Here is a 25,614-nt window from a genome sequence, read left to right as displayed (position 1 = left end):
GGCATCAGTCAGGCTTTGCTTCTAAGATGAGAGAACCTATTATTATGGAAATTCTGCGTGGCTCACCCGCTTTATCAGCATTTCGTATCACTAAGCTCCTTTCCCAGTGTCAAGATCACCATCTTCCTGTTACCGAAATTTATGCAGAATATGTACATTTTGCAGAAGTTAGTGCCCCAATAAGGGAAGATGAACAAGAGAAATTAAATAACCTATTAAAATATGGTCCCTCTCTGGCCGAAATTAAGCCTAAAGGACAACTAATATTAGTTACACCCCGTCCGGGCACGATATCTCCTTGGTCATCGAAAGCGACGGAAATAGTTCACAATTGTGGCCTGAATCAGATTGTCCGTTTAGAGCGGGGGATTGCTTACTATATTCAGAATACTGGAATGGACGATAAGCAATGGCAAATGTTGTCGGCATTATTGCATGACCGCATGATGGAAAGTGTGTTCACTCAGTTTGAACAGGCTGAAGCTTTATTTTCTCACCAGCAACCTGCACCGTTGAAACAGGTTGATATCCTGCAATCAGGGCGGGCAGCACTGGAAGCGGCAAATATTGAACTGGGATTGGCTCTGGCCGCGGATGAAATTGATTATCTGATGAGGGCTTTTCAGTCGCTGGGACGTAACCCAACGGATGTTGAACTCTACATGTTTGCTCAGGCAAATTCTGAGCATTGCCGTCACAAAATTTTCAATGCGGATTGGGTTATTGATGGTCAGGCTCAGCCCAAGTCTTTGTTCAAAATGATCAAAAATACATTTGAACAGACGCCGGATTATGTACTTTCTGCTTATAAAGATAACGCGGCTGTTATGGAAGGCTCTCATGTTGGTCGCTTTTTTCCTGATTCCGCAACTGGAATTTATGACTACCACCAAGAACCAGCTCATATCTTAATGAAAGTGGAAACCCACAACCATCCAACAGCGATCTCGCCTTGGCCCGGAGCAGCGACGGGTTCAGGTGGTGAAATTCGTGATGAAGGCGCAACTGGGCGAGGGGCCAAACCCAAAGCGGGTTTGGTTGGCTTTTCGGTATCAAACTTAAGAATTCCTGGGTTTGAACAACCGTGGGAAGAAGATTTTGGTAAACCTGATCGGATTGTCAGCGCTCTGGATATCATGCTGGAAGGCCCACTGGGAGGTGCTGCGTTCAATAATGAATTTGGGCGTCCGGCATTGCTCGGATATTTCAGAACTTATGAAGAAAAAGTCAATTCCCATAACGGTACAGAATTGCGTGGTTATCATAAGCCCATCATGCTGGCTGGGGGAATCGGTAACATCTGCGAAGAGCATGTCCAGAAAGGTGATATTCCGGTCGGCGCACAATTAATTGTATTGGGCGGGCCAAGCATGAATATCGGTTTGGGTGGCGGTGCGGCATCTTCAATGACATCCGGTCAATCTGATGCTGATTTGGATTTTGCCTCTGTGCAGCGTGACAATGCGGAGATGGAACGTCGTTGTCAGGAAGTTATTGATAGTTGCTGGCAATTGGGTGATAAAAATCCAATTTTATTTATCCATGATGTAGGGGCTGGTGGCTTATCAAATGCCATGCCTGAGTTAGTCAGTGATGGCGGTCGGGGTGGGCGTTTTGAGTTACGTAATATTCTTAATGATGAACCGGGAATGAGTCCATTGCAATTATGGTGCAATGAATCCCAGGAACGTTATGTTTTGGCCGTGGCACCAGAACAGTTGGCTCTATTTGAAGAAATATGCCGTCGTGAACGTGCTCCTTATGCTGTTGTTGGGGAAGCAACGGAAGAACGGCACTTACTGTTGAATGATAACCATTTTGATAATCAGCCAATTGATATGCCACTGGATGTATTGCTGGGTAAGACACCAAAAACGCTGAAAAATGTGCAGGTTTTGCAGGCACAGGGGCAAAACTTGGATCGCAAGGGCATTAATCTCGCTGAAGCGGTAAAACGCGTCTTGCATTTACCCACTGTCGCTGAAAAAACATTCCTGATCACGATTGGAGATCGTTCCATTACAGGTATGGTTGCCCGCGATCAAATGGTTGGCCCTTGGCAAATTCCAGTAGCGGATTGTGCTGTTACTACCGCCAGTTTAGACAGTTATTATGGCGAAGCCATGTCAATAGGTGAGCGTGCACCAATTGCATTGCTGGATTTTGCAGCATCGGCACGTATGGCAGTGGGTGAAGCACTGACCAACATCGCATCTGCTTATGTTCAGGATCTGAAACGAGTGAAATTGTCAGCGAACTGGATGTCGGCATCAGGCCATGCTGGTGAAGATGCGGGCTTATATGCCGCAGTAAAGGCAGTGGGTGAAGAGTTGTGTCCGGCATTGGGATTGACCATTCCGGTTGGCAAGGATTCGATGTCAATGAAAACACGCTGGAACCAAAACGGGGAAGTGCGTGAGATGACGTCACCACTTTCATTGGTGATCAGTGCGTTTGCCCGGGTAGAAGATGTGCGTTGTACAGTGACACCGGAATTGTCTATTGAAGACGATAATACGTTGCTGCTGATCGATCTGGGGAAAGGACAAAATGCTCTGGGTGGGACTGTACTGGCGCAAGTTTATCGTCAACTAGGGGATAAAACTGCCGATGTTCGCAGTGCCGAGCAGCTGGCGGGTTTCTTTAATGCGATCCAGCACTTGATTTCGGAACAAAAATTGCTGGCTTACCATGATCGTTCGGACGGTGGACTGCTGGTGACATTAGCTGAAATGGCTTTTGCAGGTCATTGCGGGTTGCATGTCGATATCAGTGTATTTGATGAAGATATTTTGGCTGCTTTGTTTAATGAAGAATTAGGTGCAGTCATTCAAATTCGTGAGACTGACAGAGAGATAGTTGAAAATCTGTTGGCAGATTATGGTTTGAGTGGATGTGTACACTATCTGGGGAAAGCTCAGGCAGGTGATGATTTTGTTATATCCAGCGGCAATATGGAAGTTTATCGTCAGAACCGCAGCGTATTGCGCTTATGGTGGGCAGAAACAACGTGGCAAATGCAGCGTTTGCGTGATAACCCAGAGTGTGCAGATCAAGAACATCAGGCAAAGCAGGATGTGAATGATCCTGGCCTGAATGTGAAGTTATCTTTTGATCCAGCAGAAGATATTGCTGCTTATTATATTTCGAAACAGGCGCGCCCGCGTGTTGCTGTTCTGCGTGAACAGGGCGTTAACTCGCATGTTGAGATGGCGGCTGCATTCCATCGAGCTGGATTTGAGGCTGTGGACGTCCACATGAGCGATTTATTGGATGGGCGTATCACATTAGAGCAATTCCAGACATTGGTTGCTTGTGGTGGCTTCTCATATGGAGATGTACTTGGTGCGGGTGAAGGTTGGGCGAAATCCATTCTGTTTAATTCACGGGTACGTGATGATTTTGAGAATTTCTTCGCGAGGCCGGATACTTTGACCCTTGGCGTGTGTAACGGTTGCCAGATGATATCTAATTTGCATGGGTTGATTCCGGGTACAGAACATTGGCCGCGTTTTGTCCGTAATCGTTCAGAGCGTTATGAAGCCCGTTTTAGCTTGGTTGAAGTGACTGACAGTCCGTCACTGTTCTTGAAAGATATGGCGGGTTCTCGCTTGCCGATAGCCGTGGCTCATGGTGAAGGGCAGGTGGAGTTCAGAAATAGCCAGAGTCTGATGGAACTTGAAAGATATCAGCAAGTCGCATTGCGGTTTGTGGATAATTACGGCTCAGTGACTGAAAACTATCCAGCAAACCCAAATGGTTCCGTGAACGGAATTACCTCTGTGACCAGCCTTGACGGGAGAGTCACGGTGATGATGCCTCATCCTGAAAGGGTATTCCGCACTATCAGCCATTCTTGGCATCCTAAAGAATGGGGGGAAGATAGCCCGTGGATGCGTATTTTCCGTAATGCACGTAAACAGTTAGGCTAATTTATATAACCATTTAATTTTTAATGGAAAGGCTCTGATAATTCATCAGGGCCTTTCTTTTTATTTGGTGCGTTCCGAAGTGATAGCAGAAACGGAAGGATAGGAAGAAAGGCAATTTGAGAATAATTGTTAATTTGATGTTGCTAATGAGTGATATGGCAATGTCTCTATATCACGACAACGTTACTTTATGGTGTCTCAAATAGGAGACATTTATTTAATTGATATTACGCATAAAATATTTTTTTTGTGGGTAACTGTCATAAATGGGCGACACTAGTACTTCTCAAGTATTAAGAAATATTGATAAAAAAATGCAATGAATTTTATTTTTTTCTTGTTTTAAATAAAATCAAATAGTTATAAATAATTTTGCAAATTGGCACGTAATATGCATAATACATAGGCAGTTGCTCATTCAACTTTTTATGTAGGCCCGCAATCAGGTGGAAACATGCCACATAAGCCCAGAATGACGCCGAAGTAAGGTGCCTACCGTCCAACTTAATGATACTCGCCCTCGGGCCTTATCAAACACAGGGCGACACGTGGAGTGAGGCACCACCTACATGCTCATTGAGCAGCATGAAGGATCCTCACTGGCGGGGTAGTAAAGAAGTTACTATCCCGCCGTCATTATTACAGGTTATTCCTGTCCATCGTGTTACGTATGCATCCGCATAGTTTTCAATTATCTAATGTTTTCAACTAATTACTGCTTTCAACTAATTACTGTTTTCAACCAACTACGGTTTTCAACTATTATTTTCGGCCATTTTCAAATAAAAGAAAAAGCAACTGTAGCATTTATCTTCTGGCAGATTTTATCCTCCGGCTTATGTCGGTTAGTTTCAATGTAAACAGGTTATAAGATGATTTCTTTGAAAAAATGGCGTTTATTCCCACGCTCATTGCGCCAATTGGTTGTAATGGCTTTCTGGTTGGTATTGTTGCCACTGCTGGTTCTGGCTTATCAGGCTTATCAAAGTCTTGATCAGCTCAGTGCTAAAGCCGCTATGATTAATCGTTCAACTATGACAGATGCTCACCGTAGCGAAGCAATGACTGGTATAGCCCTTGAGATGGAACGTAGTTACCGTCAATACTGTGTGTTAGGGGATGACAGGCTGAAAAAACTTTATCAACGCCAATACCGACAATACGTGAATATGCTAGGCAGTCAGATGGCGATGTTGGCGAGTGCAAATCATACGAAGAAATTTGATGAATTGTTGTCAGGTTTGGGCAAGATTGCTTGTAGTAATGGATTGCCAGAACCCACCTCATCTAAATTACTTGAAGAATTCTCCAAGGCTAATAGTTTTATTGTACAGGAAACCCGTAAAATAGTTTTCAGTCGCGGTGAACAACTACAAAAGGATATTGCTGATAAAGGGCGATTTTTTGGTTGGCAAAGCCTTATTTTATTTTTGTTAAGTGCTTTTTTGATAGCTTTGTTTACGCGTATGATCATTGGCCCAGTGAAAGGTATTGAGCGGATGATCAATCGGTTGGGGGAAGGCCAGTCATTGGAGAATCAGATTGATTCCTTTAAAGGACCTCGGGAATTGCGATCATTGGCTCAGCGCATTATTTGGCTAAGTGAGCGTTTATCCTGGCTTGAATCTCAGCGCCATGAATTTTTACGCCATATCTCTCATGAACTGAAAACGCCTCTGGCAAGCATGCGTGAAGGAACGGAGTTATTGGCTGATGAAATAGCAGGGCCTCTGACGGCAGATCAAAAAGAAGTTGTCAGTATTCTGGACAGCAGTAGTAAGCATTTACAGCGGCTTATTGAGCAATTACTTGAATATAATCGTAAATTAGCAGATGCTCCTGCTGAGCATCAGGTTGTCTCTTTAAAAGAAGTTGTGGATGGTGTTGTATTGTCACATCAATTGCCAGCGCGTATAAAAAATATTTACACAGAAATTCAAATGGATATGGATTATTGTTGGGCGGAGCCTAGCTTATTGACGCGGGTGATTGATAATCTCTATTCCAATGCAGTGCACTATGGGGCTGAATCCGGTAACATCTGGATTTTTAGTCGGCAAGTGGGTAAAAACCTCCAGATTGATATTGCCAATACAGGAACGCCTATCCCTGAAGTAGAAAAGAGCATGATCTTTGAGCCATTTTATCAAGGAAAACTTCAACGAAAAGGTGCAGTTAAAGGAAGTGGTCTTGGCTTGAGCATCGCGCAAGATTGTATTAAACAGATGCAGGGAGAGCTTCACCTGATAGAATCTGAGTTTGCTGACGTATGTTTTCGAATTGAACTGCCATTAACCGCAGAGAATGATTAAATAATATGTATAACAGGTTTACTTACCGCTTTATGACGGAGACGGAACAGCAAAATACTGTGACTAATCCAATGAAAAAAACGGCTGTTATGCAGCCTATTCTGGCACGTGTTTCGACCCTACGTTTCCGTGCTATGTTGCTGTTGTTTGTTCCCTATTTGCTATCTGGCTGTGTTAACACGACTGGATCAGGCAATTTGGCAACAATTGCGCAATCTATCCTGCCAGAACAGAGCGTTACGGATTATCGCTTTAAGGATTGTGATTTAATCTGGGATATCACGAAACCTGCGGCGATGGAAAACGGGCTCTATTGGTTAAGATTTATGGATTGTACGGATCGATTGTCTTCGGCAGATGCTCGTGAAACGGCAGGACGTTTAGTCCCGGTTACTCCGACTGATTGGTATCAGGTGTTCAAAAAAAGTATTTTGACTGGCAGGGCGGCTTCTGCATTACCTGAACGTAAGAGAATTGTGGAAAATTTTAATCAGTATAGTGTACAGTTTCCTGTCTCTTTGCGGCCATTACTCCAGTTATGGCGTGAACAGCAATACCTGAAAATTAATCTTACTGAAGAAAAGGCTAAATTTCAGCGCTTCCAATTTGATAGTGATAATAAAATTGATCGCTTGAAAGAAGCACGGGCACGTTTAGAGCACGAACTTCACGAAATATCCCGCAAACTAGAAAACCTGACAGATATAGAACGCCAACTTTCCTTCCGCAAACAAGAACAAAGTAGTGTTGCCACTCAAGGCCGGATAGGGCAGGGGAATGGCACAGATGTGATATCCGGTACGGATACGTCATTGAATAATAAAGTAGAGCCGAAAGACAAACCGGCAACAAACACGAATGCTAAAGCGGAAGTCAATCCCTCAGAAGAAAAAGGAGCCGAATAATAATGACAGCGCGCAATCCCGCCCATCTTCTTTTAGTTGATGATGATCCTGGCTTACTAAAACTCTTGGGAATGCGTTTAACCAGTGAAGGATTTCGTGTCACGACCGCAGAGAGTGGTAATGAAGCACTACGCATACTGACGAAAGAGAAAGTAGATTTAGTGATCAGTGACTTACGCATGGATGAAATGGATGGTATGGCGCTGTTTGCGGAGATTCAGAAACTGCATCCGGGTATGCCTGTCATTATTCTGACTGCACACGGTTCTATTCCTGATGCTGTAGCAGCGACACAGCAAGGCGTATTTAGTTTTCTGACTAAACCCGTTGATCGTGATGCCCTTTATAAAGCTATTGATGATGCGCTAGAACTGTCAACACCTGCCATAGATGGACAATGGAGTGAGAAGATCGTCACTCGAAGCCCTCTGATGTTGCGTCTGTTGGAACAGGCAAAGATGGTGGCTCAATCTGATGTTAGTATTCTGATTAATGGGCAAAGCGGAACCGGTAAAGAAGTGCTGGCCCAAGCTATTCATCGTGCCAGCCCCCGGGTGAAGAAACCTTTTATTGCAATTAACTGTGGCGCCTTACCTGAGCAATTACTTGAATCTGAATTATTTGGTCATGCCAAAGGGGCATTTACAGGGGCAGTCAGCAGCCGAGAAGGGCTATTTTTAGCGGCGCAAGGAGGAACATTGTTCCTTGATGAAATCGGTGATATGCCGATGGCGCTGCAAGTGAAGCTGTTGCGAGTGTTGCAGGAGCGCAAGGTTCGCCCTTTGGGGAGTAACCGGGATATAGACATTGATGTCAGAATTATTTCTGCCACTCATCGCGACCTACCTAAGGCAATGCAGCGTAATGAGTTTCGAGAAGATCTCTATTATCGATTGAACGTTGTCAACTTGAAAATTCCTTCCTTGAATGAGCGCTCAGAAGATATTCCTCTATTGGCCAATCATCTGGTACGTGAATCAGCCAAGCGTCATAAACCTTTTGTTCGCAGCTTTTCCACCAACGCTATGAAATGTCTGATGGCAGCAAGCTGGCCGGGCAATGTTCGCCAATTGGTCAATGTTATCGAGCAGTGTGTAGCATTGACGATGACCCCGGTCATCAGTGATGCCTTGGTTACTCAGGCATTGGAAGGAGAAAATACGGCCTTGCCGACATTTGTGGAAGCCCGTGGTCAATTTGAACTGAATTACCTGCGCAAGTTGTTGCAAATAACCAAAGGTAATGTAACCCATGCTGCTCGCATGGCAGGACGTAACCGAACAGAATTTTATAAGTTGTTGGCACGCCACGAGTTGGAGGCGAACGATTTTAAGGAATAGCTTTTCTGTAACCCCAGAAATTCTTACACTGAAAAATTATATAGCCCTATAAGTTTCAAGTTGCAAATTGAAAAATACAGGGTATAGAGATGAATTGTTTTGCTGTTGAAGCTCAGTAAAGCAGATAGATGATTTATGGCCTAGGAGAGCCGCATTCTATGAGTCGTACTCTTAATATCGCTCTTGCCCAGTTAAATTGGCTGGTAGGAGACATTGAAGGCAACAGTGAACGTATGTTGCAGACAGTCCAGGAACAGCAGGCACAAAGCGCTGATCTGGTTATGTTTTCTGAACTGGCACTGTCTGGTTATTTTCCAGAGGATTTGTTGTTCCGCCCTGATTTACATCAGCGTTGCCGTGAACAATTGGTACGTTTGCAAGAAGCAAGTTCTCAGGTTGGTATTTTGGTAGGGCACCCGTGGCAACAGGATGGCAAACTCTATAACGCACTTTCCTTGTTTTGGAAGGGGGAAGTTGTGACGCGTTATTTCAAACAGTTACTGCCAAACTATGGCGTCTTTGATGAAGAACGTTATTTTAAAGCGGGGAATCAAAGCTGCGTTATACCATTCAAGGGGTATGACCTCGGTTTATTGATTTGTGAAGATTTGTGGTTTGACGCCCCGATTGATGCTCTGAAACAGGCTGGCGCAGAAATCATCTTGTCTATTAACGCTTCTCCTTATAATCGTGAAAAGCCGAATATTCGCAGCACATTAATTAAATCTCACTGTCAGCGTACTCAACTGCCAATCATTTATCTCAATCAGGTCGGTGGACAAGATCAGCTCATTTTTGATGGTTGTTCTAAAGTCTTTGATATAAATGGTGAAATTACCCATCGTATGGCAGCATTTGAGGAGCAAGTTGAGCTATGCCGTTTCAATGATATGAATATTGAACCAATGGTAGCTCCTATCCCTCAATTACCACCACTGGCGCAAATCTATAAGGCCTTGGTGCTTTCAGTGCGTGACTACGTGCAGAAGAACGGTTTTAAAGGTGCTTTGCTTGGTTTGTCTGGTGGAATTGACTCAGGGCTAACATTGGCGATTGCCGTGGATGCTTTAGGGAAAGATTATGTGCAGGCGGTCATGATGCCATTCCGCTATACCTCAGAAATGAGTATTCATGATGCCAGAGAACAAGCAGAACTATTGGGGATTGAATTTGATGTTGTCTCTATTGAACCCATGTTTGATGCATTTATGACACAGCTTGAACCGATGTTCGCGGGAACAGAAAAAGATACAACAGAAGAGAATCTACAGGCACGTTGCCGTGCAGTTATTTTGATGGCGATGTCTAACAAGCGTCGTCGTTTGGTATTGACGACCAGCAACAAAAGTGAATCGGCAGTAGGGTACTCAACCCTGTATGGTGACATGGCTGGTGGCTTTAATGCTTTGAAAGATGTCCCTAAAACTATGGTATTTGCATTGGCTAAATATCGTAATACGGTATCGCCGGCTATTCCTCAGCGTGTGATTGATCGCCCACCATCAGCAGAGTTGGCGCCGGATCAACTGGATCAGGACAGTCTTCCTCCGTATGACATGCTGGATGCTATTCTCGAAGGGTATGTTGAAAAAGATAAATCAGTGGCCGATTTGGTATCGGAAGGTTTTGATGAAACCACCGTTCGCAAGGTGATCCGACTGGTTGACATCAATGAATATAAACGTCGTCAGGCACCTATTGGCCCGCGCATTACGCAGCGTGATTTTGGTAAAGACAGGCGCTACCCGATTACTTCTGGTTTCGGGCGTAAGAACTGGTAATCACAGGAAAACTTCATGAAAAAGATTGATGCAATTATCAAACCTTTCAAGCTGGATGATGTGCGTGAAGCTCTGGCTGAAGTGGGTATCACTGGTATGACCGTGACAGAAGTAAAAGGGTTTGGTCGTCAGAAAGGGCATACTGAGTTGTATCGCGGTGCAGAATATATGGTGGATTTTCTGCCGAAAGTAAAAATAGAAATTGTTGTACCGGATGATATTGTTGATACCTGTGTCGAGACAATCATGCAGATTGCACAAACAGGCAAAATTGGTGATGGCAAAATTTTTGTTTTCGATGTTGCTCGTGTTGTACGTATCAGAACTGGGGAACAGGATGAAGAAGCGATTTAATTCAATCAGTTAAGCTAAATCATCTGAAATTTAATCACCTGAAAACAGTGATAACGGAAACATTGTCAGTTAACCTACATCCTAATGGGAGATGGAGTGTGGAATAACCGATATTGAAACTGTTATCACTTATTTTTGCGTATTCAACAAGCTGTGTTAAATCACTTTATGTGGACCAAAACATTCATAATGGATATGTTGTTTATCAACGCCCATTGCCAGCAATTGCTTCGCGATATGTTGCATGAAAGCCACGGGGCCGCAGAAATAGAATTGCATTCCTTCCATCATTATCGCGTCTTTCACTAGCGATAGATCCATAAGCCCAGTGTGTTGATAATGAATGTCTTTCTGATCGGTATCTTGTGGTTCACGATACCAAACTTGCGAATACAAGTTAGGCATAGATTTAGACATTTCATGCACTTTATTGGCGAAAGCGTGATAAGCGCCATGTTCTGCTGCGTGGAACCAATTTACTGAGCCGGTATGATGCTGGTTATGCAAGTATTGCAACATACTCATCATCGGAGTCAAACCAACCCCGGCAGAAATCAGTGTTACTGGCGTATCAGTTTGTACATCAAGGAAGAAATCACCACGTGGCGTTGCCAACATCACGATATCCCCTTCCTGTACATTATCATGCATGTGGTTTGAAACCTTGCCCTGAGATTCACGCTTAATGGCAATCTGATAACTGGTCCCGTTTGGTGCGGCGGTCAGTGAATATTGGCGGATTTCACGGTTTTCAAATGCTGGATCCTCTATATAGACCCCCAAATATTGTCCCGGTTTGTAATCCATGACTTTGCCACCATCAACAGGCACAAATTCAAAGCTAGTGATGACTTCGCTTTGTGGTTGTTTCCGGCTAACACGAAACTGACGTAAATCACGCCAACCGCCTTCCAACGATTCCCCGTCTTGATAAATTTCCTCTTCTCGATTGATAAATACATTAGCCAATACGTTGTAGGCTTGTCCCCAAGCGTCGAGAATTTCCTCACCGGGATGAAACATTTCATCAAGTGTTGCCAAAAGATGCGTGCCTACAATTTGATAATGCTCTGGCTGAATGCTGAGGCTGGTGTGTTTATGGGCGATTTTTTCTACGGCAGGTAATAACGCTGACAGATTATCGATATTGGAAGCATAAGCACAAAGGGCATTGAAAAGAGCTTCACGTTGATCACCATTGATCTGGTGGCTCATATTAAAGATATCCTTTAACTCAGGATTATGCTTGAACATACGTTCGTAAAAATGTGCAGTTAGCTTAGGGCCTGTAGAAACAATTAAGGGAATGGTGGATTTTATGGTTGCGATAACCTGACTGTCTAGCATGGGATCTCCTGAACTTTTCTCAAATGATGCCGAAATCTATAAATTGCATTTTAAATGCAACTTATAGGGTTTGGGAATATGTCAATTTGAGAAAAGAGAATTATGTTGATTTAAATCAAAAAATTGGAATTTATGCCACCATAAATCTGGACAGAGATCACAAATATCATTGATAAACCTGAAATCATTGGCTCAAAACCTGATTGTTCAGCTTCCAATACACTATTAATGCACAATGCAAACGTTTGCGTAATTTGTTTTGTCAAGACTATCTCATTCGAGAAAAAGAGTTTACACTGTGTAACATTCTGGCCCTCAGGGGTATTTTTTAGAGATGTAGCTGAGTCAGGAGAACCAAATGTTAAAGCGTGAAATGAATATTGCGAATTACGATCCCGAACTGTGGCAAGCTATGGAACAGGAGGTTTGTCGTCAAGAAGAACATATTGAATTGATTGCTTCTGAAAACTACACTAGCCCAAGAGTTATGCAGGCCCAAGGATCTCAGCTCACTAACAAGTATGCGGAAGGTTATCCGAGTAAACGTTACTACGGTGGCTGTGAATATGTCGATGTGGTTGAACAACTTGCGATTGACCGTGCAAAAGAGCTGTTTGGTGCAGATTATGCTAACGTCCAGCCACATTCTGGTTCTCAGGCAAATGCTGCGGTGTACATGACACTGCTGAAACCCGGCGATACTGTTTTAGGGATGAATCTGGCGCACGGCGGCCATTTGACTCACGGCTCTCCAGTAAATTTCTCTGGTAAACTCTATAACATCGTTCCTTATGGTATTGATGACGCCGGCAAAATTGATTACGAAGATATTCGCACACAGGCACAAAAACATCAGCCAAAAATGATCATCGGTGGCTTTTCTGCTTATTCTGGTGTTGTTGATTGGGCGAAGATGCGTGAAATTGCTGATGAAATTGGTGCTTACCTGTTCGTTGACATGGCTCACGTGGCTGGTCTGGTTGCTGCTGGTGTTTATCCAAATCCAGTTCCTCATGCGCATGTTGTGACAACCACAACGCACAAAACTCTGGCTGGCCCACGCGGTGGCCTGATTCTGGCTAAAGGGGGCGATGAAGAGTTTTACAAGAAACTGAATTCCTCTGTTTTCCCCGGTTCTCAGGGTGGTCCATTGATGCACGTTATTGCCGGTAAGGCAGTTGCATTGAAAGAAGCAATGGAGCCTGAATTTAAGGTTTATCAGCATCAAGTCGCCAAGAACGCGAAAGCGATGGTAGAAGTATTCCTGCAACGTGGTTACAAAGTTGTCTCTGGGGAAACTGAAAACCATTTGTTCTTGCTGGATTTGGTAGATAAAGATATTACAGGTAAAGATGCTGATGCGGCATTGGGGCGTGCCAATATCACTGTTAACAAAAACAGCGTGCCTAACGATCCGCGTAGCCCATTTGTCACTTCTGGTATCCGTATCGGAACACCTGCAATTACCCGTCGTGGCTTTAAAGAAACTGAAACTTGTGAATTGGCCGGGTGGATGTGTGATGTGCTGGATAACATCAATGACGAAGCGATCATTGAAAGTGTTAAACAAAAAGTTCTGAATATTTGCGCAAAATATCCGGTTTACGCATAATTTAAAATAAAATGTAGTTTAGTAATAAGCCCGACTCATAACGTCAGTTTTGAGCGGGTTTTTTTGCATCAAAAAAATGGGGGCATTTGGATGGTTGTTCCATCGACATTTTGGCTAGGGTTAGGTTATTTCACCTATTTTTTCTCTTTTGGAGTATTTTTGCCTTTTTGGTCTGTTTGGTTAAAAGGTGAAGGTATTGAAGCTTCAATGATAGGAATGTTGTTGGGTATTGGAATGGTTGCGCGTTTTATTGGTAGCCTGGTTATCTCTCCTACGGTAAAAGATCCTTCTAAATTAATTAAGGCATTGCGTTTCCTCTCATTGTTGGCGTTGCTTTTTACTATTGGCTTTATATTTAGCAGCCACTGGGCATGGCTTTTCTTTGTTATGGTCGGCTTCAACTTATTTTTCTCACCACTAGTCCCTTTATCAGATGCTTTGGCAGGAACATGGCAAAAACAATTTACGTTTGATTATGGCAAGGTAAGGGTTTGGGGATCAGTTGCATTTATTATTAGCTCTTCGTTAACGGGCATATTAATGTCTGCCGAAGGAATAAATTTTTCAGCCAGTAGCTTGGGTTTTGGTTGGAATATATCGTTTGACAGCTTAAATGACTGGATTGGCAGCGAATTATTTGGAACACACCGTATTATTCTGGCTTTTTTGGTATTCAGCGTCACAGTCATGCTACTGGGAATGATGTTAAAGCCATCTGTCATGCCGGTAGGTAAAATTAAGGCTGCAAATACGAATGCAGTTTCTTTTAAAGAACTTTTATCCGAAAAATCAGTGTGGCAGTTTTTAGTGTGCGTGACTTTATTGCAGGCTGCCCATGCGGGGTATTACAGTTTTGGCTCCATTTATTGGGAACAGGCAGGTTATTCCTCGTCAACTATTGGTTATCTCTGGTCGTTGGGAGTTTTGGCGGAAGTTGTAATCTTTACTTTCAGCAAACAGTTGTTCCGCCGCTGGAGTGCACGTAATTTACTGCTGTTATCAGGGACTTGTGGCGTTATTCGTTGGGGGTTAATGGGAATATCGACCGAATTACCAGTATTGATTATTATTCAAATCCTGCATTGCGGTACTTTTACTGTTTGCCATTTAGCAGCAATGCGCTTTATTGGTGCCAGAAAAGAAAATGAAATTATCCGATTGCAGGCAACTTATTCTGCTTTAGCCATGGGAGGCGGTATTGCCGTCATGAGTATGATTGCTGGTTTTATGTATGAGCACATAGAAAGTGGCATATTTTGGGTTATGGCGTTGGTTGCATTGCCAGCATTATTCTTGAGACCAAAAGCTGAAGCCTATGTGATTTCACACTGATTAAATACGAAAGCAAGAAAAAGGGCACCAAGTGGGTGCCCTGAAAACAACATTGCTCAAATTATATTTATTTAATAATCAATGGATTAACGTTTCAATGCTTCTGTCAATTCTTCACGCATTTCAGACAAAATGTCTTTAACGATACGTGGGCTGCCCGCAACAATATTACCGGAATTAATGTAATTATGGCCACCAACGAAATCAGTGACAATGCAACCAGATTCACGTACCAGCAGTTCGCCGCCCATGAAATCCCATGGTTTCAGGCCAATTTCGAAGAAGCCATCTACGCGTCCGGCAGCAACATATGCCATATCCAGTGCCGCAGAGCCAGTGCGACGGAAATCCGCACAGCGATTAAATAATTTACCCAGTACATTCATGTAAGGAATAGTATGCTGCTTGGCTTTGAACGGGAAACCAGTTGCAAGGATAGTCCCATCCAAATCACGGGCATTGGTACCACGCAGACGATAGCCATTCAATTGAGCGCCTTGACCACGAGTTGCGCTGAACAGTTCATTGCGCATTGGATCGTAAACAACAGACACTTCAGTACGGCCTTTAATGCGTAAGGCAATAGAAACAGAAAAATGGGGAAGACGTTTAATAAAGTTGGTAGTGCCATCCAGTGGATCGATAACCCATTGGAAATCGTTTTCTTCTCCTAAGTGCTCACCACTTTCTTCAGTGATAATCGTATGCTTAGGGTAAGATTTACGGATGATGTCAATGATCATCGTTTCTGCTTCACGATCAACATTAGTGACGAAATCGTTACTGCCTTTTTGGCTTGCTTCAATAGCATCAGGAGTTTCGTAGCTTTTGGCAACGTAGTTGCCGGCTTTACGCGCTGCGCGTATAGCGATGTTTAACATCGGATGCATGGGGTATCTTCCACCAGAATTTTAAAGAACGGGAAACAAATCGGCGCGCAGTATAGCAGTAGTTCGTCAAAATGACTAATGCTGTGTTAAGATATTCGGCTCTTATACTGAATTTAAAAGCCGTCATGTTAGAGAATATTCGCATTATTCTGGTAGAAACTTCCCATACGGGTAACATGGGATCAACCGCTAGGGCCATGAAAACAATGGGATTGACCAATTTGTATCTGGTGAGTCCTCTTGTTCAACCCGATTCTCACGCTATCGCACTTTCAGCCGGTGCAAGTGATGTTATCGGCAATGCAACGATCGTGAATACATTGGATGAAGCATTGGCTGGATGTGAGTTGGTCATTGGAACCAGTGCCCGCTCCCGAACCCTTTCTTGGCCAATGGTTGAGCCACGTGAATGTGGTGAGCGTTGTGTCAAAACTGCCAGCCATTCTCCGGTTGCCATTGTCTTTGGCCGTGAACGTGTAGGTTTGACTAACGAAGAGTTGCAGAAGTGCAATTACCATCTTTATATTCCAACCAACCCGGAATACGGTTCACTGAATTTGGCTATGGCTGTTCAATTGGTTAGCTATGAAATTCGCATGGCGCACCTTGCAGCTAAAGAACAGCCAGAAGAAGCAACGTCTCCAGAGTACGGGGCAGAGTATCCTCCTATCGAAGATATGGAGCGTTTTTATCAGCATCTTGAACAGGTATTGAACGAATCTGGCTTCATCCGCAAAGCACATCCGGGTCAGATAATGAATAAATTAAGACGTCTTTACGCCCGCGCACGACCAGAAACCCAAGAACTGAATATCCTGCGTGGTATACTGACCTCCGTAGAAAGATGGTCTAAAAAATAAACTGATGCTTTTAAAAAATAGCATGAAGTGACAAGAAGAAATCGCTGGAAAATATAGCGGAAAACAGTTGGAAAGCCGAGAGTAAGTAGGTGAAAAAAGTGAAAGGCAGCCAAATAATAGTTGAGTAAATTACTTGGTTAAATAGTTGACTAAAATAGTCAGGAATGCCACAATTTTACCCATATTTCACCACGGAGTTTTTGTTATGAGACTGACATCAAAAGGACGTTATGCGGTAACAGCCATGTTGGATGTGGCGTTGCATTCACAAGAAGGGCCGGTGCCATTAGCCGACATTTCTGAACGTCAGGGAATTTCCCTTTCCTATCTTGAGCAGTTGTTCTCCCGCCTGCGTAAAAATGGTCTGGTTTCTAGCGTCCGTGGTCCGGGTGGCGGTTATTTGTTGGGCAGAGATGCCAGTAAAATTTTCGTTGCCGAAGTGATTTCAGCTGTTGATGAATCCGTTGATGCCACTCGTTGTCAGGGCAGGGAAGGCTGTCAAGGTGGCGATCGGTGTTTGACTCATGCCTTGTGGCGTGACCTCAGTGATCGCATCACGAGTTTCCTGAGTAGCATCAGTTTAGAAGAGTTAGTGAATAACCAAGAAGTATTAAACGTTGCTGATCGTCAAGACAGCGATAAGCGCCGTACCCCTAACGGTAGGCCTCAAGAGACAATTAACGTTAATCTTCGTGCGTAACCTTGCGGTAACTACTTGTTTTGGCAATGAAAGTATTAAAAGTGTCTTACGGAGCATGTGAGCAATGAAATTACCCATTTATTTGGACTATTCAGCAACAACACCAGTCGATCCACGTGTTGCTGAAAAGATGATGAACTATCTGACTATTGACGGGATCTTCGGTAATCCAGCCTCCCGTTCACACCGTTTTGGCTGGCAGGCTGAAGAAGCGGTTGATATTGCGCGCAATCAAATTGCTGATTTAGTTGGTGCAGATCCGCGTGAAATCGTGTTTACTTCAGGCGCGACAGAATCAGATAACCTCGCAATCAAAGGTGCTGCAAAATTTTATCAGAAGAAAGGCAAGCACATCATCACCAGCAAAACTGAACACAAAGCGGTTTTAGATACTTGCCGCCAGCTGGAGCGCGAAGGGTTTGAGATCACTTATCTGGCGCCAATGAGTAACGGCATGATTGATCTGAAAGAGCTGGAATCCACTATGCGCGAAGATACAATCCTGGTTTCAATCATGCACGTTAACAACGAAATCGGTATTGTTCAGGACATTATGACCATTGGTGAAATGTGCCGTAGTCGTGGCATCATTTTCCATGTTGACGCAACTCAAAGTGTTGGTAAATTGCCGATTGACCTCAGCAAGCTTAAAGTTGATCTGATGTCTTTTTCTGCTCATAAACTTTATGGCCCGATGGGAATTGGCGCGCTGTATGTTCGCCGTAAACCCCGCGTGCGTATTGAGGCACAGCAGCATGGTGGCGGTCATGAGCGCGGCATGCGTTCAGGTACATTGCCTGTCCATCAGATAGCTGGCATGGGTGAAGCTTACCGTATTGCAAAAGAAGAGCTGGAATCAGAGGCAGAACGCTTACATGGTTTGCGTCTGCGTTTGTGGAACGGTATCAAAGATATTGAAGAAGTTTACCTGAATGGTGATTTGGAACTGGGTGCGCCACATATCCTGAATGTCAGCTTCAACTATGTTGAAGGTGAATCATTGATGATGTCATTGAAAGATCTGGCGGTATCTTCCGGCTCAGCATGTACTTCAGCGAGTCTGGAGCCTTCTTATGTCCTGCGTGCACTGGGTATGAATGATGAACTGGCACACAGTTCTATTCGTTTCTCTTTGGGGCGTTTTACCACAGAAGAAGAGATAGACTACACAATCAAGTTGATTCACAACGCGATTGGTCACCTGCGCGATCTTTCTCCGTTGTGGGAAATGTTCAAGCAGGGTGTGGATCTCAGCACCATTGAATGGTCTCATCATTAATCAGACGGTTTCAGGAGTAACGATATGGCTTACAGCGACAAAGTAATTGATCACTATGAAAACCCACGTAATGTTGGTTCATTTGACAGCGAAGATCCTTCCGTGGGTAGTGGCATGGTAGGTGCACCCGCTTGTGGTGACGTTATGCGACTGCAAATCAAAGTCAACGATGAAGGTATTATTGAAGACGCACGTTTCAAAACCTACGGTTGCGGTTCTGCAATTGCATCCAGTTCTTTGGTAACAGAATGGATGAAAGGTAAATCATTGGATCAGGCTGAGGCAATTAAAAACACTCAGATTGCTGATGAGTTAGAACTGCCACCAGTGAAAATCCATTGCTCTATTTTGGCAGAAGATGCTATCAAAGCGGCTATTGCTGATTACAAGAGCAAGCGTCAAGCCAAATAACGTTTTTCGTAAAGAAAGAATTCGTAAGAAGAAAATAATTCTGGTGGATATTGCGGCAATATCCACCTTTACTAGTTTTAAAGTGAGGTGTTGTATGTCAATTTCCCTGACAGAAAGTGCAGCCCAACGTATTTTGGCCTTTCTTGACAATCGAGGAAAAGGTGTCGGGTTGCGTTTGGGAGTGAGAACATCCGGCTGCTCTGGTATGGCATATGTACTTGAATTTGTTGATTCAATTAATGAAGAAGATCAGATTTTTGAAGATAAGGGCGTGAAAGTCATCATTGACGGTAAAAGCATCCTTTACCTTGATGGTACTGAGTTGGATTTTGTTAAAGAAGGTCTGAATGAAGGCTTTAAATTCAACAACCCCAATGTTTCCAGCGAATGCGGCTGTGGGGAAAGTTTCCACGTTTAACCCCATTTTTGACCCACATTTTGCGAAACTAATTGTATTTTGTAATTGTATTTGCAAAACAAGAGTAACTTATGGACTATTTTACTTTATTTGGGCTGCCCACACGTTATGCGATTGATCGTGAACAGTTGGCGACCCGCTATCAGGAATTGCACCGTCAGTTTCATCCTGATCGTTTTGCCAACCAGCCAGAACGCGAAAAAACGCTGGCACTTCAACAAGCCACTATTATCAATGACGGTTACCAGACTCTAAAACATCCCTTGAAACGTGCGGAATACATGTTATCTCGGCAAGGGTTCGATCTATCCAATGAACAGCACACGATGCAAGATACTGTTTTTCTGATGCAGCAGTTGGAATTACGTGAAGAGCTTGATGCCATTGAACATAGCGTGGATCCAGAAACAGCATTGAACGGTTTTTCCTCTCGCTTGAATAAAATGATTAAAACGCGTAGCGAGCAGATGGAACAGCAACTAAATACTGCTGAGTGGTCAATTGCAGCCGATACAGTCCGTAAATTACGCTTTTTGGATAAATTACAGCAGCAGGTTGAACAACTGGAAGAACGATTGTTGGATGATTTTTAGCGGACTTTTAACTGACTTTTAGCTGAATCATATTGTTTAAAATAATTTTTGGCTGAATGGATTTCAGTTGAATGAGTTTCAGTTGAATAGATTTCGGCTGATATAGATTTATAGGGGCACACATGGCTTTATTACAAATCAGCGAACCTGGTTTATCTGCCGCACCGCACCAGCGTCGGCTGGCTGCGGGAATTGATCTTGGTACAACTCACTCTCTGGTTGCGACCGTCCGTAGCGGTCAGGTGGAAACATTGGCAGACAGTGATAGCCGTCACTTACTTCCTTCCGTTGTACAATATCGTCAAGAAGACATTCAAGTTGGTTGGCAGGCACGTCAGCAAGCAGCATCTGATCCTGTCAATACTGTCAGTTCAGTCAAACGTATGATGGGACGCTCTTTGGCGGACATTCAAAAACGTTATCCCAACCTGCCATATCAGCTTCAGGCAAGTGAAAACGGTTTGCTATTAATCAATACCGTAGCGGGGTTAGTCGATCCTATTCAGGTTTCTTCTGAAATATTGAAGTCGTTGGCACAACGAGCAGAAGAAACCTTGGATGGTAAACTTGATGGTGTCGTGATCACAGTTCCTGCTTATTTTGATGATGCACAGCGTCAGGGTACTAAAGATGCTGCGCGTTTAGCTGGCTTGCATGTCCTCCGTCTTTTGAATGAACCTACTGCGGCGGCTGTTGCCTATGGACTTGACTCCGGTCAGGAAGGGGTGATTGCCGTTTACGATCTTGGTGGTGGAACATTCGATGTCTCCATCCTCCGCCTTAGCCGTGGTGTGTTTGAAGTGCTGGCAACGGGGGGAGATACCGCTCTCGGTGGAGACGACTTTGATTCGCTGTTGGCAAATTGGATACGTGATCAGGCTGGAATCAGCGATAACGACCACAGATTACAACGCCAGTTGCTGGATATTGCCACTCAAGCCAAAATTGCCTTGAGTGAGGCAGAACAGGTGGAAATTAGCATTGCTGGCTGGCAGGGCAGTATTACCCGCTCCGAATTTAATGAATTAATCACTTCTTTGGTCAAACGCACATTACTTTCCTGCCGTCGGGCACTGAAAGATGCGGACGTAACAACTGATGGAGTTTTGCAGATTGTTATGGTTGGCGGCTCAACGAGAGTTCCGTTAGTGCGCAGCATGGTAGGCGAATTTTTTGACCGCAAGCCACTGACTTCTATCGATCCAGACAAAGTTGTCGCTGTTGGCGCTGCAATTCAGGCCGATATTTTGGTGGGTAACAAACCAGACAGCGAAATGCTGTTACTTGATGTTATCCCACTGTCGCTTGGTTTGGAGACAATGGGAGGATTGGTCGAAAAAGTCATCCCACGTAATACCACTATTCCTGTTGCAAGAGCACAAGAATTTACCACTTTCAAAGATGGTCAAAGTGCGATGAGCATTCATGTGGTGCAAGGTGAGAGGGAGTTGGTCAATGACTGTCGTTCATTGGCGCGTTTCACACTGCGTGGTATTCCTCCATTGTCGGCTGGCGGGGCACATATTCGTGTAACTTTTCAGGTTGATGCGGATGGCCTGTTGAGTGTTAGCGCATTGGAAAAATCCACGGGTGTTGAAGCCTCCATTCAAGTGAAACCTTCTTATGGTTTGTCGGATGAAGAAATTGCTCGCATGCTCAAAGACTCCATGGCTAATGCGCAAGAAGATATTCAGGCTCGTAACTTGGCAGAACAAAAAGTCGAAGCAGCTCGGGTGCTGGAAAGTTTAACTAGTGCATTGGAAAAAGATGCGGATTTACTGAGCCAAGAAGAACAAACGGCCATTGATGCTGCCGCACAAGTATTAATTGAAAGTGCACAGGGAACATCCCCTGATGCGATTGAAAGTGCAATTAAACAATTGGACAAGCAAACGCAGGAATTTGCAGCACGCCGTATGGACACATCAATCCGCCGGGCTTTGGCGGGTCATTCTGTGGATGAAATTTAATTATGCCTAAAATTGTATTTTTACCTCATAACGAACTTTGCCCTGAAGGAGCAGTATTGGATGCTAGGGAAGGTGAGTCAATTTTGGATGTTGCGTTACGTAACGGCATTGAAATTGAACATGCTTGTGAGAAATCCTGTGCGTGTACCACTTGCCACTGTATCGTCAGAGAAGGCTTTGATTCACTGGAAGAAAGCACTGAACTGGAAGATGATATGTTGGATAAGGCGTGGGGGTTGGAACCTGAAAGCCGATTGAGCTGTCAGGCCAAAGTTACCGATGAGGATTTAGTCATTGAAATCCCCAAATACACCATTAACCATGCACGTGAACACTGACAGGAGAATCTAAAATGAAATGGTCTGACTGTCGTGATATCGGCGAAGCGTTATATGACAAATTTCCTGATTTAGATCCTAAAACAGTGCGTTTCACCGACATGCATGAATGGATTTGTGAGCTGGATGATTTTGACGATGATCCACAAAAATCCAATGAGAAAATATTGGAAGCTATTTTATTAGTGTGGTTGGATGAATATGAGTAGCACGAAATTTGCTCAAAGCAAAAAATAGCGCAAGCTCACCGATTCTTGCTCAATAACTTGGCATAGTCTGCATTTAATGAAAAACTGGCAATCGCCAGTTTTTTTATATCAATAAACCCTTACTGTGAAACAGTGAGCAATGTGACACAGTGAACAAAAGTGAACAAATAAGATAAGAAGTGAGAAAAAATGACAAAGCAAATCATGCCCATAACACTGTCTTATGAACCAGCTAGCGCTTGCTGGGGTGAAAGAGCACTAATTAGTTCAAGTGAGCAGGGAATCACTATCCATTTGGAAGGCAATGGAAAGTTGGGTGCAATCCAACGTGCTGGACGTAAAATTGATGGGCAAGGAATTCGCAATATTGCTTTAGTGGGTGATGGTTGGGATCTGGAAAAAAGCTGGGCATTCTGGTTGGGTTTCCGTTCACCTAAGGGGTTGCGCACAATTGAGTGGCCGCAATTACCTGCGACGGAAAAACAAGAACTGGAAAGAAGGATCAAATTCATTGATTGGGTACGTGATACCATTAACCTTCCGGCAGAAGATTTGGGGCCTGAGCAGCTTGCCCAAAGAGCCATTGATTTACTGAGTGGTGTAGCGGGTGATGCCATCAGTTACCGAATTATCAAGGGAAATGAATTGCATGAACAGGGATATGCAGGAGTGCATACTGTCGGCCGCGGCTCTTCTCGTGATCCCGTGTTCTTGGCATTAGATTTCAATCCGACAAAAGATGCAAAAGCACCGGTATTTGCCTGCTTGGTTGGTAAAGGTATTACCTTCGATTCCGGTGGATACAGTATCAAACCTTCCAACTTTATGGATTCCATGAAATCGGACATGGGCGGTTCTGCAACATTAACGGGAGCGCTGGCGCTGGCAATCAGCCGTGGGTTGAACCACCGGGTAAAATTGTTCCTGAGTATTGCCGATAACATGGTGAGTGGTAATGCTTTCAAATTGGGAGACATCATTCGCTACCGTAACGGCAAAACGGTTGAAGTGATGAACACGGATGCCGAAGGGCGTCTGGTTCTGGCTGATGGTTTGATTGATGCCAGTGCGGAAAAAGCGCAACTTATTATAGATGCCGCCACTTTGACTGGTGCAGCGAAAACAGCAGTAGGAAATGATTACCATTCAGTACTGGGCTTTGATGATCAATTAGTATCTGACTTACTGGCTGTGGCAGATAATGAAAATGAATTATTCTGGCGCTTACCATTGGCGGAATTCCATCGTAGCCAACTGCCGTCCAACTTTGCTGATCTGAATAACATTGCTTCACCAGCACATTCGGCAGGAGCAAGTACCGCAGCAGCGTTCTTGTCTCATTTTGTAGAAAATTACAAAAAAGGTTGGGTGCATATCGACTGTTCAGCAACTTACCGTAAATCATCTGTTGAGCAGTGGGCTGCGGGTGCAACGGGATACGGTGTACGCACTATTGCCAGTTTATTGCTGGCAAAAGCAAAGTAATAAGTAAAATAAATTAAAAATATTTTTTCTAATAGCTCTTCTTGTGGGGAGCTATTGTTGAATTCTTCAATGATTTTAACTTCAATTCAAACAGCCTTAATTCAGACAATATTCATTCAAACAGTATTAATTTAAACAACATTAACTTAAACAACATTGTCCGGAGATTTTCATGAGTTTATCAAATGGGTCTATTGCTACCGAAATAGAGGTTCCTGGTGGAAGCCGTATTACTCTGAGTCAGCCGGAAGAACAGCCAGCTCAGCTTATTGAGTCACTAATTGATTTATTCAAACAGCATAAACCTGTTCGGCGAGCTTTTTTGGTCATGGCCCATGATAAAAATGTGGATGAAAAACCCAATTTATTAATTGGTTTGGAATTCAGTGCGATACTAACAGATAGTGAGCTTAATTTCTTGATTCAAGAAGCCGGTGAATTGGCTTGCGAATATCTCGATGAAGACGAATCTGTCGATTTTTGCCTGCTTGACGAAAAAGAAGGGGGCATTAGCCATTACTTGATTCAGCATACTCAACCTTTCTATCAGCGTAAATTAGGGAGTTGGTTGCGTAGTACCATTCCTGTTGTCAATCAATAGTGGTTGAACTCTGTACTATGGCGTTATTTTTTGTCAATGGAACTACTTTTACAGCACAGAAATTATTTCAGGTATAACACATACTATTTTTCATCAATTTTACCCCGTGGTTTTTGCGATCTACTTTTTTGTAATCTACTTTCCTTGTAATTTGATAATACTTGCGAAATGAATATTGCGAGGGGCATCGAAAATCGGCAAGAACATGGGGTATAAATATAAGACATATTTCTATTTGTTTAGAAATTTAGTTATTTTTCTACGCTTTGGTTATGCGAAATAAGAAGTACCATAATGAACATCCAAAAAAGCATATTCCGGTATATCCGGTAAATTGATAAGGATTGTGGTTATGTATCAACGACAATTGTGGCAATGGGCGATAAGGAGAAAGCAATATCTGGCGGTAGTGTTTGCCATGTTATTTTCACTATTCGCACTATCTGGATGTGATCAATCCGAAAACCCTGAGAAAAATAAGATTCACGCATCATTATCCCAAAATAGTAACTCTCAAGATGCAAAAGCTAAATCGGAAGCATCGACAGATAAAGTTACGGAATCCAAAGTTGTGGAACCTAAGGATATGAAATCTATAGTAGGCACCAGAACGCTGGCACAGCGCTATGCAGGTAAAGATGTCACAATCTTGGATGCTTCCGAACTGCAACTGGATGGTGCCAGCGCAATGGTGGTGACATTCTCTGTTCCTTTGGAGCCTAATACTACAGCCGTATTTGTTTTTCTCAATCGGAAATATGCCCGTAGAACAGCTTGAAATGATACGGTTTCTCAGTTTATTGATTATCAGATAACACGTTAATTTTGGGATGATTACGGCTGTAGTACTAGTACTACAGCCGTAATTGCGCTGTAAGCCGATGATCTCCCCGGCGGCGATAGTGACATAGTTGCGCCCGGTATTGATGCCGCCGTCTCCAGTCT

At 43.6% G+C, this 25,614-nt stretch carries 21 protein-coding genes and 1 pseudogene; 20 read left to right on the top strand and 2 right to left on the bottom strand.

All coding sequences use genetic code 11. The features are described from left to right. Positions 1–44: 44 nt before the first annotated feature. The 6 genes from purL (at position 45) to glnB (ending at position 10,624) form a co-directional block, all read left to right on the top strand. Positions 45–3,932 carry a phosphoribosylformylglycinamidine synthase gene (gene purL / locus Xvie_RS18195; RefSeq protein WP_086110594.1) on the top strand — a complete coding sequence of 1,296 codons (3,888 nt, stop codon included), beginning with the start codon at positions 45–47 and terminating at the stop codon, positions 3,930–3,932. Between the two features lie 872 nt (positions 3,933–4,804). Beyond that, positions 4,805–6,244 (top strand): sensor histidine kinase, encoded by a 1,440-nt coding sequence (locus Xvie_RS18190; RefSeq protein WP_086110581.1) that lies wholly within the window; start codon positions 4,805–4,807, stop codon positions 6,242–6,244. Positions 6,245–6,249: 5 nt separating this feature from the next. After that, entirely contained in the window at positions 6,250–7,149 is a 900-nt protein-coding gene (qseG, locus tag Xvie_RS18185; protein ID WP_086110580.1) for a two-component system QseEF-associated lipoprotein QseG, read from the top strand. Between the two features lie 2 nt (positions 7,150–7,151). Beyond that, positions 7,152–8,489: a two-component system response regulator GlrR gene (glrR, locus tag Xvie_RS18180; RefSeq protein ID WP_086110579.1), complete on the top strand. Its 1,338-nt coding sequence runs from the start codon at positions 7,152–7,154 to the stop codon at positions 8,487–8,489. Positions 8,490–8,647: 158 nt separating this feature from the next. Then, complete coding sequence (locus Xvie_RS18175) at positions 8,648–10,270, top strand: NAD+ synthase (protein ID WP_086110578.1); 1,623 nt, start codon at positions 8,648–8,650, stop codon at positions 10,268–10,270. 15 nt (positions 10,271–10,285) lie between these two features. Beyond that, positions 10,286–10,624, top strand: coding sequence for a nitrogen regulatory protein P-II (gene glnB, locus Xvie_RS18170; RefSeq protein ID WP_045958055.1), 339 nt, complete (start codon positions 10,286–10,288; stop codon positions 10,622–10,624). Between the two features lie 156 nt (positions 10,625–10,780). Here the strand turns inward: glnB and hmpA are convergent, their stop codons facing one another. After that, positions 10,781–11,971 carry an NO-inducible flavohemoprotein gene (hmpA, locus tag Xvie_RS18165; protein WP_086110577.1) on the bottom strand — a complete coding sequence of 397 codons (1,191 nt, stop codon included), beginning with the start codon at positions 11,969–11,971 and terminating at the stop codon, positions 10,781–10,783. A 358-nt stretch (positions 11,972–12,329) separates the two neighbouring features. On the opposite strand from hmpA, the gene glyA reads away from it, so the two are divergent. Both glyA and Xvie_RS18155 read left to right on the top strand, forming a co-directional pair. After that, positions 12,330–13,583, top strand: coding sequence for a serine hydroxymethyltransferase (gene glyA / locus Xvie_RS18160; protein ID WP_086110576.1), 1,254 nt, complete (start codon positions 12,330–12,332; stop codon positions 13,581–13,583). A 90-nt stretch (positions 13,584–13,673) separates the two neighbouring features. Continuing rightward, positions 13,674–14,915, top strand: a complete 1,242-nt coding sequence (locus Xvie_RS18155) for a 3-phenylpropionate MFS transporter (protein WP_086110575.1) — start codon at positions 13,674–13,676, stop codon at positions 14,913–14,915. 86 nt (positions 14,916–15,001) lie between these two features. Here Xvie_RS18155 and suhB read toward each other — a convergent pair whose 3' ends face one another. Next, complete coding sequence (gene suhB / locus Xvie_RS18150) at positions 15,002–15,805, bottom strand: inositol-1-monophosphatase (RefSeq protein ID WP_086110574.1); 804 nt, start codon at positions 15,803–15,805, stop codon at positions 15,002–15,004. Positions 15,806–15,930: 125 nt separating this feature from the next. On the opposite strand from suhB, the gene trmJ reads away from it, so the two are divergent. From trmJ to Xvie_RS18090, 12 genes and pseudogenes are all read left to right on the top strand, one after another. Beyond that, entirely contained in the window at positions 15,931–16,665 is a 735-nt protein-coding gene (gene trmJ / locus Xvie_RS18145; protein WP_086110593.1) for a tRNA (cytosine(32)/uridine(32)-2'-O)-methyltransferase TrmJ, read from the top strand. Positions 16,666–16,870: 205 nt separating this feature from the next. Beyond that, positions 16,871–17,365, top strand: coding sequence for a Fe-S cluster assembly transcriptional regulator IscR (iscR, locus tag Xvie_RS18140; RefSeq protein WP_086110573.1), 495 nt, complete (start codon positions 16,871–16,873; stop codon positions 17,363–17,365). 64 nt (positions 17,366–17,429) lie between these two features. Continuing rightward, on the top strand, positions 17,430–18,644 hold the full coding sequence (locus tag Xvie_RS18135; RefSeq protein WP_086110572.1) for an IscS subfamily cysteine desulfurase: 1,215 nt from the start codon (positions 17,430–17,432) through the stop codon (positions 18,642–18,644). Between the two features lie 24 nt (positions 18,645–18,668). After that, entirely contained in the window at positions 18,669–19,055 is a 387-nt protein-coding gene (gene iscU, locus Xvie_RS18130) for a Fe-S cluster assembly scaffold IscU (protein WP_086110571.1), read from the top strand. Between the two features lie 94 nt (positions 19,056–19,149). Next, on the top strand, positions 19,150–19,473 hold the full coding sequence (iscA, locus tag Xvie_RS18125) for an iron-sulfur cluster assembly protein IscA (protein ID WP_086110570.1): 324 nt from the start codon (positions 19,150–19,152) through the stop codon (positions 19,471–19,473). 71 nt (positions 19,474–19,544) lie between these two features. After that, entirely contained in the window at positions 19,545–20,066 is a 522-nt protein-coding gene (gene hscB, locus Xvie_RS18120) for a co-chaperone HscB (protein WP_086110569.1), read from the top strand. A 122-nt stretch (positions 20,067–20,188) separates the two neighbouring features. Further along, positions 20,189–22,036 carry a Fe-S protein assembly chaperone HscA gene (gene hscA / locus Xvie_RS18115; RefSeq protein ID WP_086110568.1) on the top strand — a complete coding sequence of 616 codons (1,848 nt, stop codon included), beginning with the start codon at positions 20,189–20,191 and terminating at the stop codon, positions 22,034–22,036. Positions 22,037–22,038: 2 nt separating this feature from the next. Further along, on the top strand, positions 22,039–22,374 hold the full coding sequence (gene fdx / locus Xvie_RS18110) for an ISC system 2Fe-2S type ferredoxin (RefSeq protein ID WP_086110567.1): 336 nt from the start codon (positions 22,039–22,041) through the stop codon (positions 22,372–22,374). A gap of 14 nt (positions 22,375–22,388) precedes the next feature. Then, positions 22,389–22,583 (top strand): Fe-S cluster assembly protein IscX, encoded by a 195-nt coding sequence (gene iscX, locus Xvie_RS18105; RefSeq protein ID WP_086110566.1) that lies wholly within the window; start codon positions 22,389–22,391, stop codon positions 22,581–22,583. A 189-nt stretch (positions 22,584–22,772) separates the two neighbouring features. Then, entirely contained in the window at positions 22,773–24,068 is a 1,296-nt protein-coding gene (gene pepB / locus Xvie_RS18100) for an aminopeptidase PepB (RefSeq protein ID WP_086110565.1), read from the top strand. Between the two features lie 172 nt (positions 24,069–24,240). After that, positions 24,241–24,669 (top strand): enhanced serine sensitivity protein SseB C-terminal domain-containing protein, encoded by a 429-nt coding sequence (locus Xvie_RS18095; RefSeq protein ID WP_086110564.1) that lies wholly within the window; start codon positions 24,241–24,243, stop codon positions 24,667–24,669. Between the two features lie 352 nt (positions 24,670–25,021). Then, a pseudogene (locus tag Xvie_RS18090) lies at positions 25,022–25,393 on the top strand (hypothetical protein); the annotation flags it as partial. Positions 25,394–25,614 lie beyond the last annotated feature (221 nt).

The sequence above is a fragment of the Xenorhabdus vietnamensis genome (assembly GCF_002127535.1).
GTDB classification, from domain to species: domain Bacteria; phylum Pseudomonadota; class Gammaproteobacteria; order Enterobacterales; family Enterobacteriaceae; genus Xenorhabdus; species Xenorhabdus vietnamensis.
The sequence above is the reverse complement of the archived record's forward strand: the minus strand, read 5'-3'. Positions and strand labels throughout refer to the sequence as shown.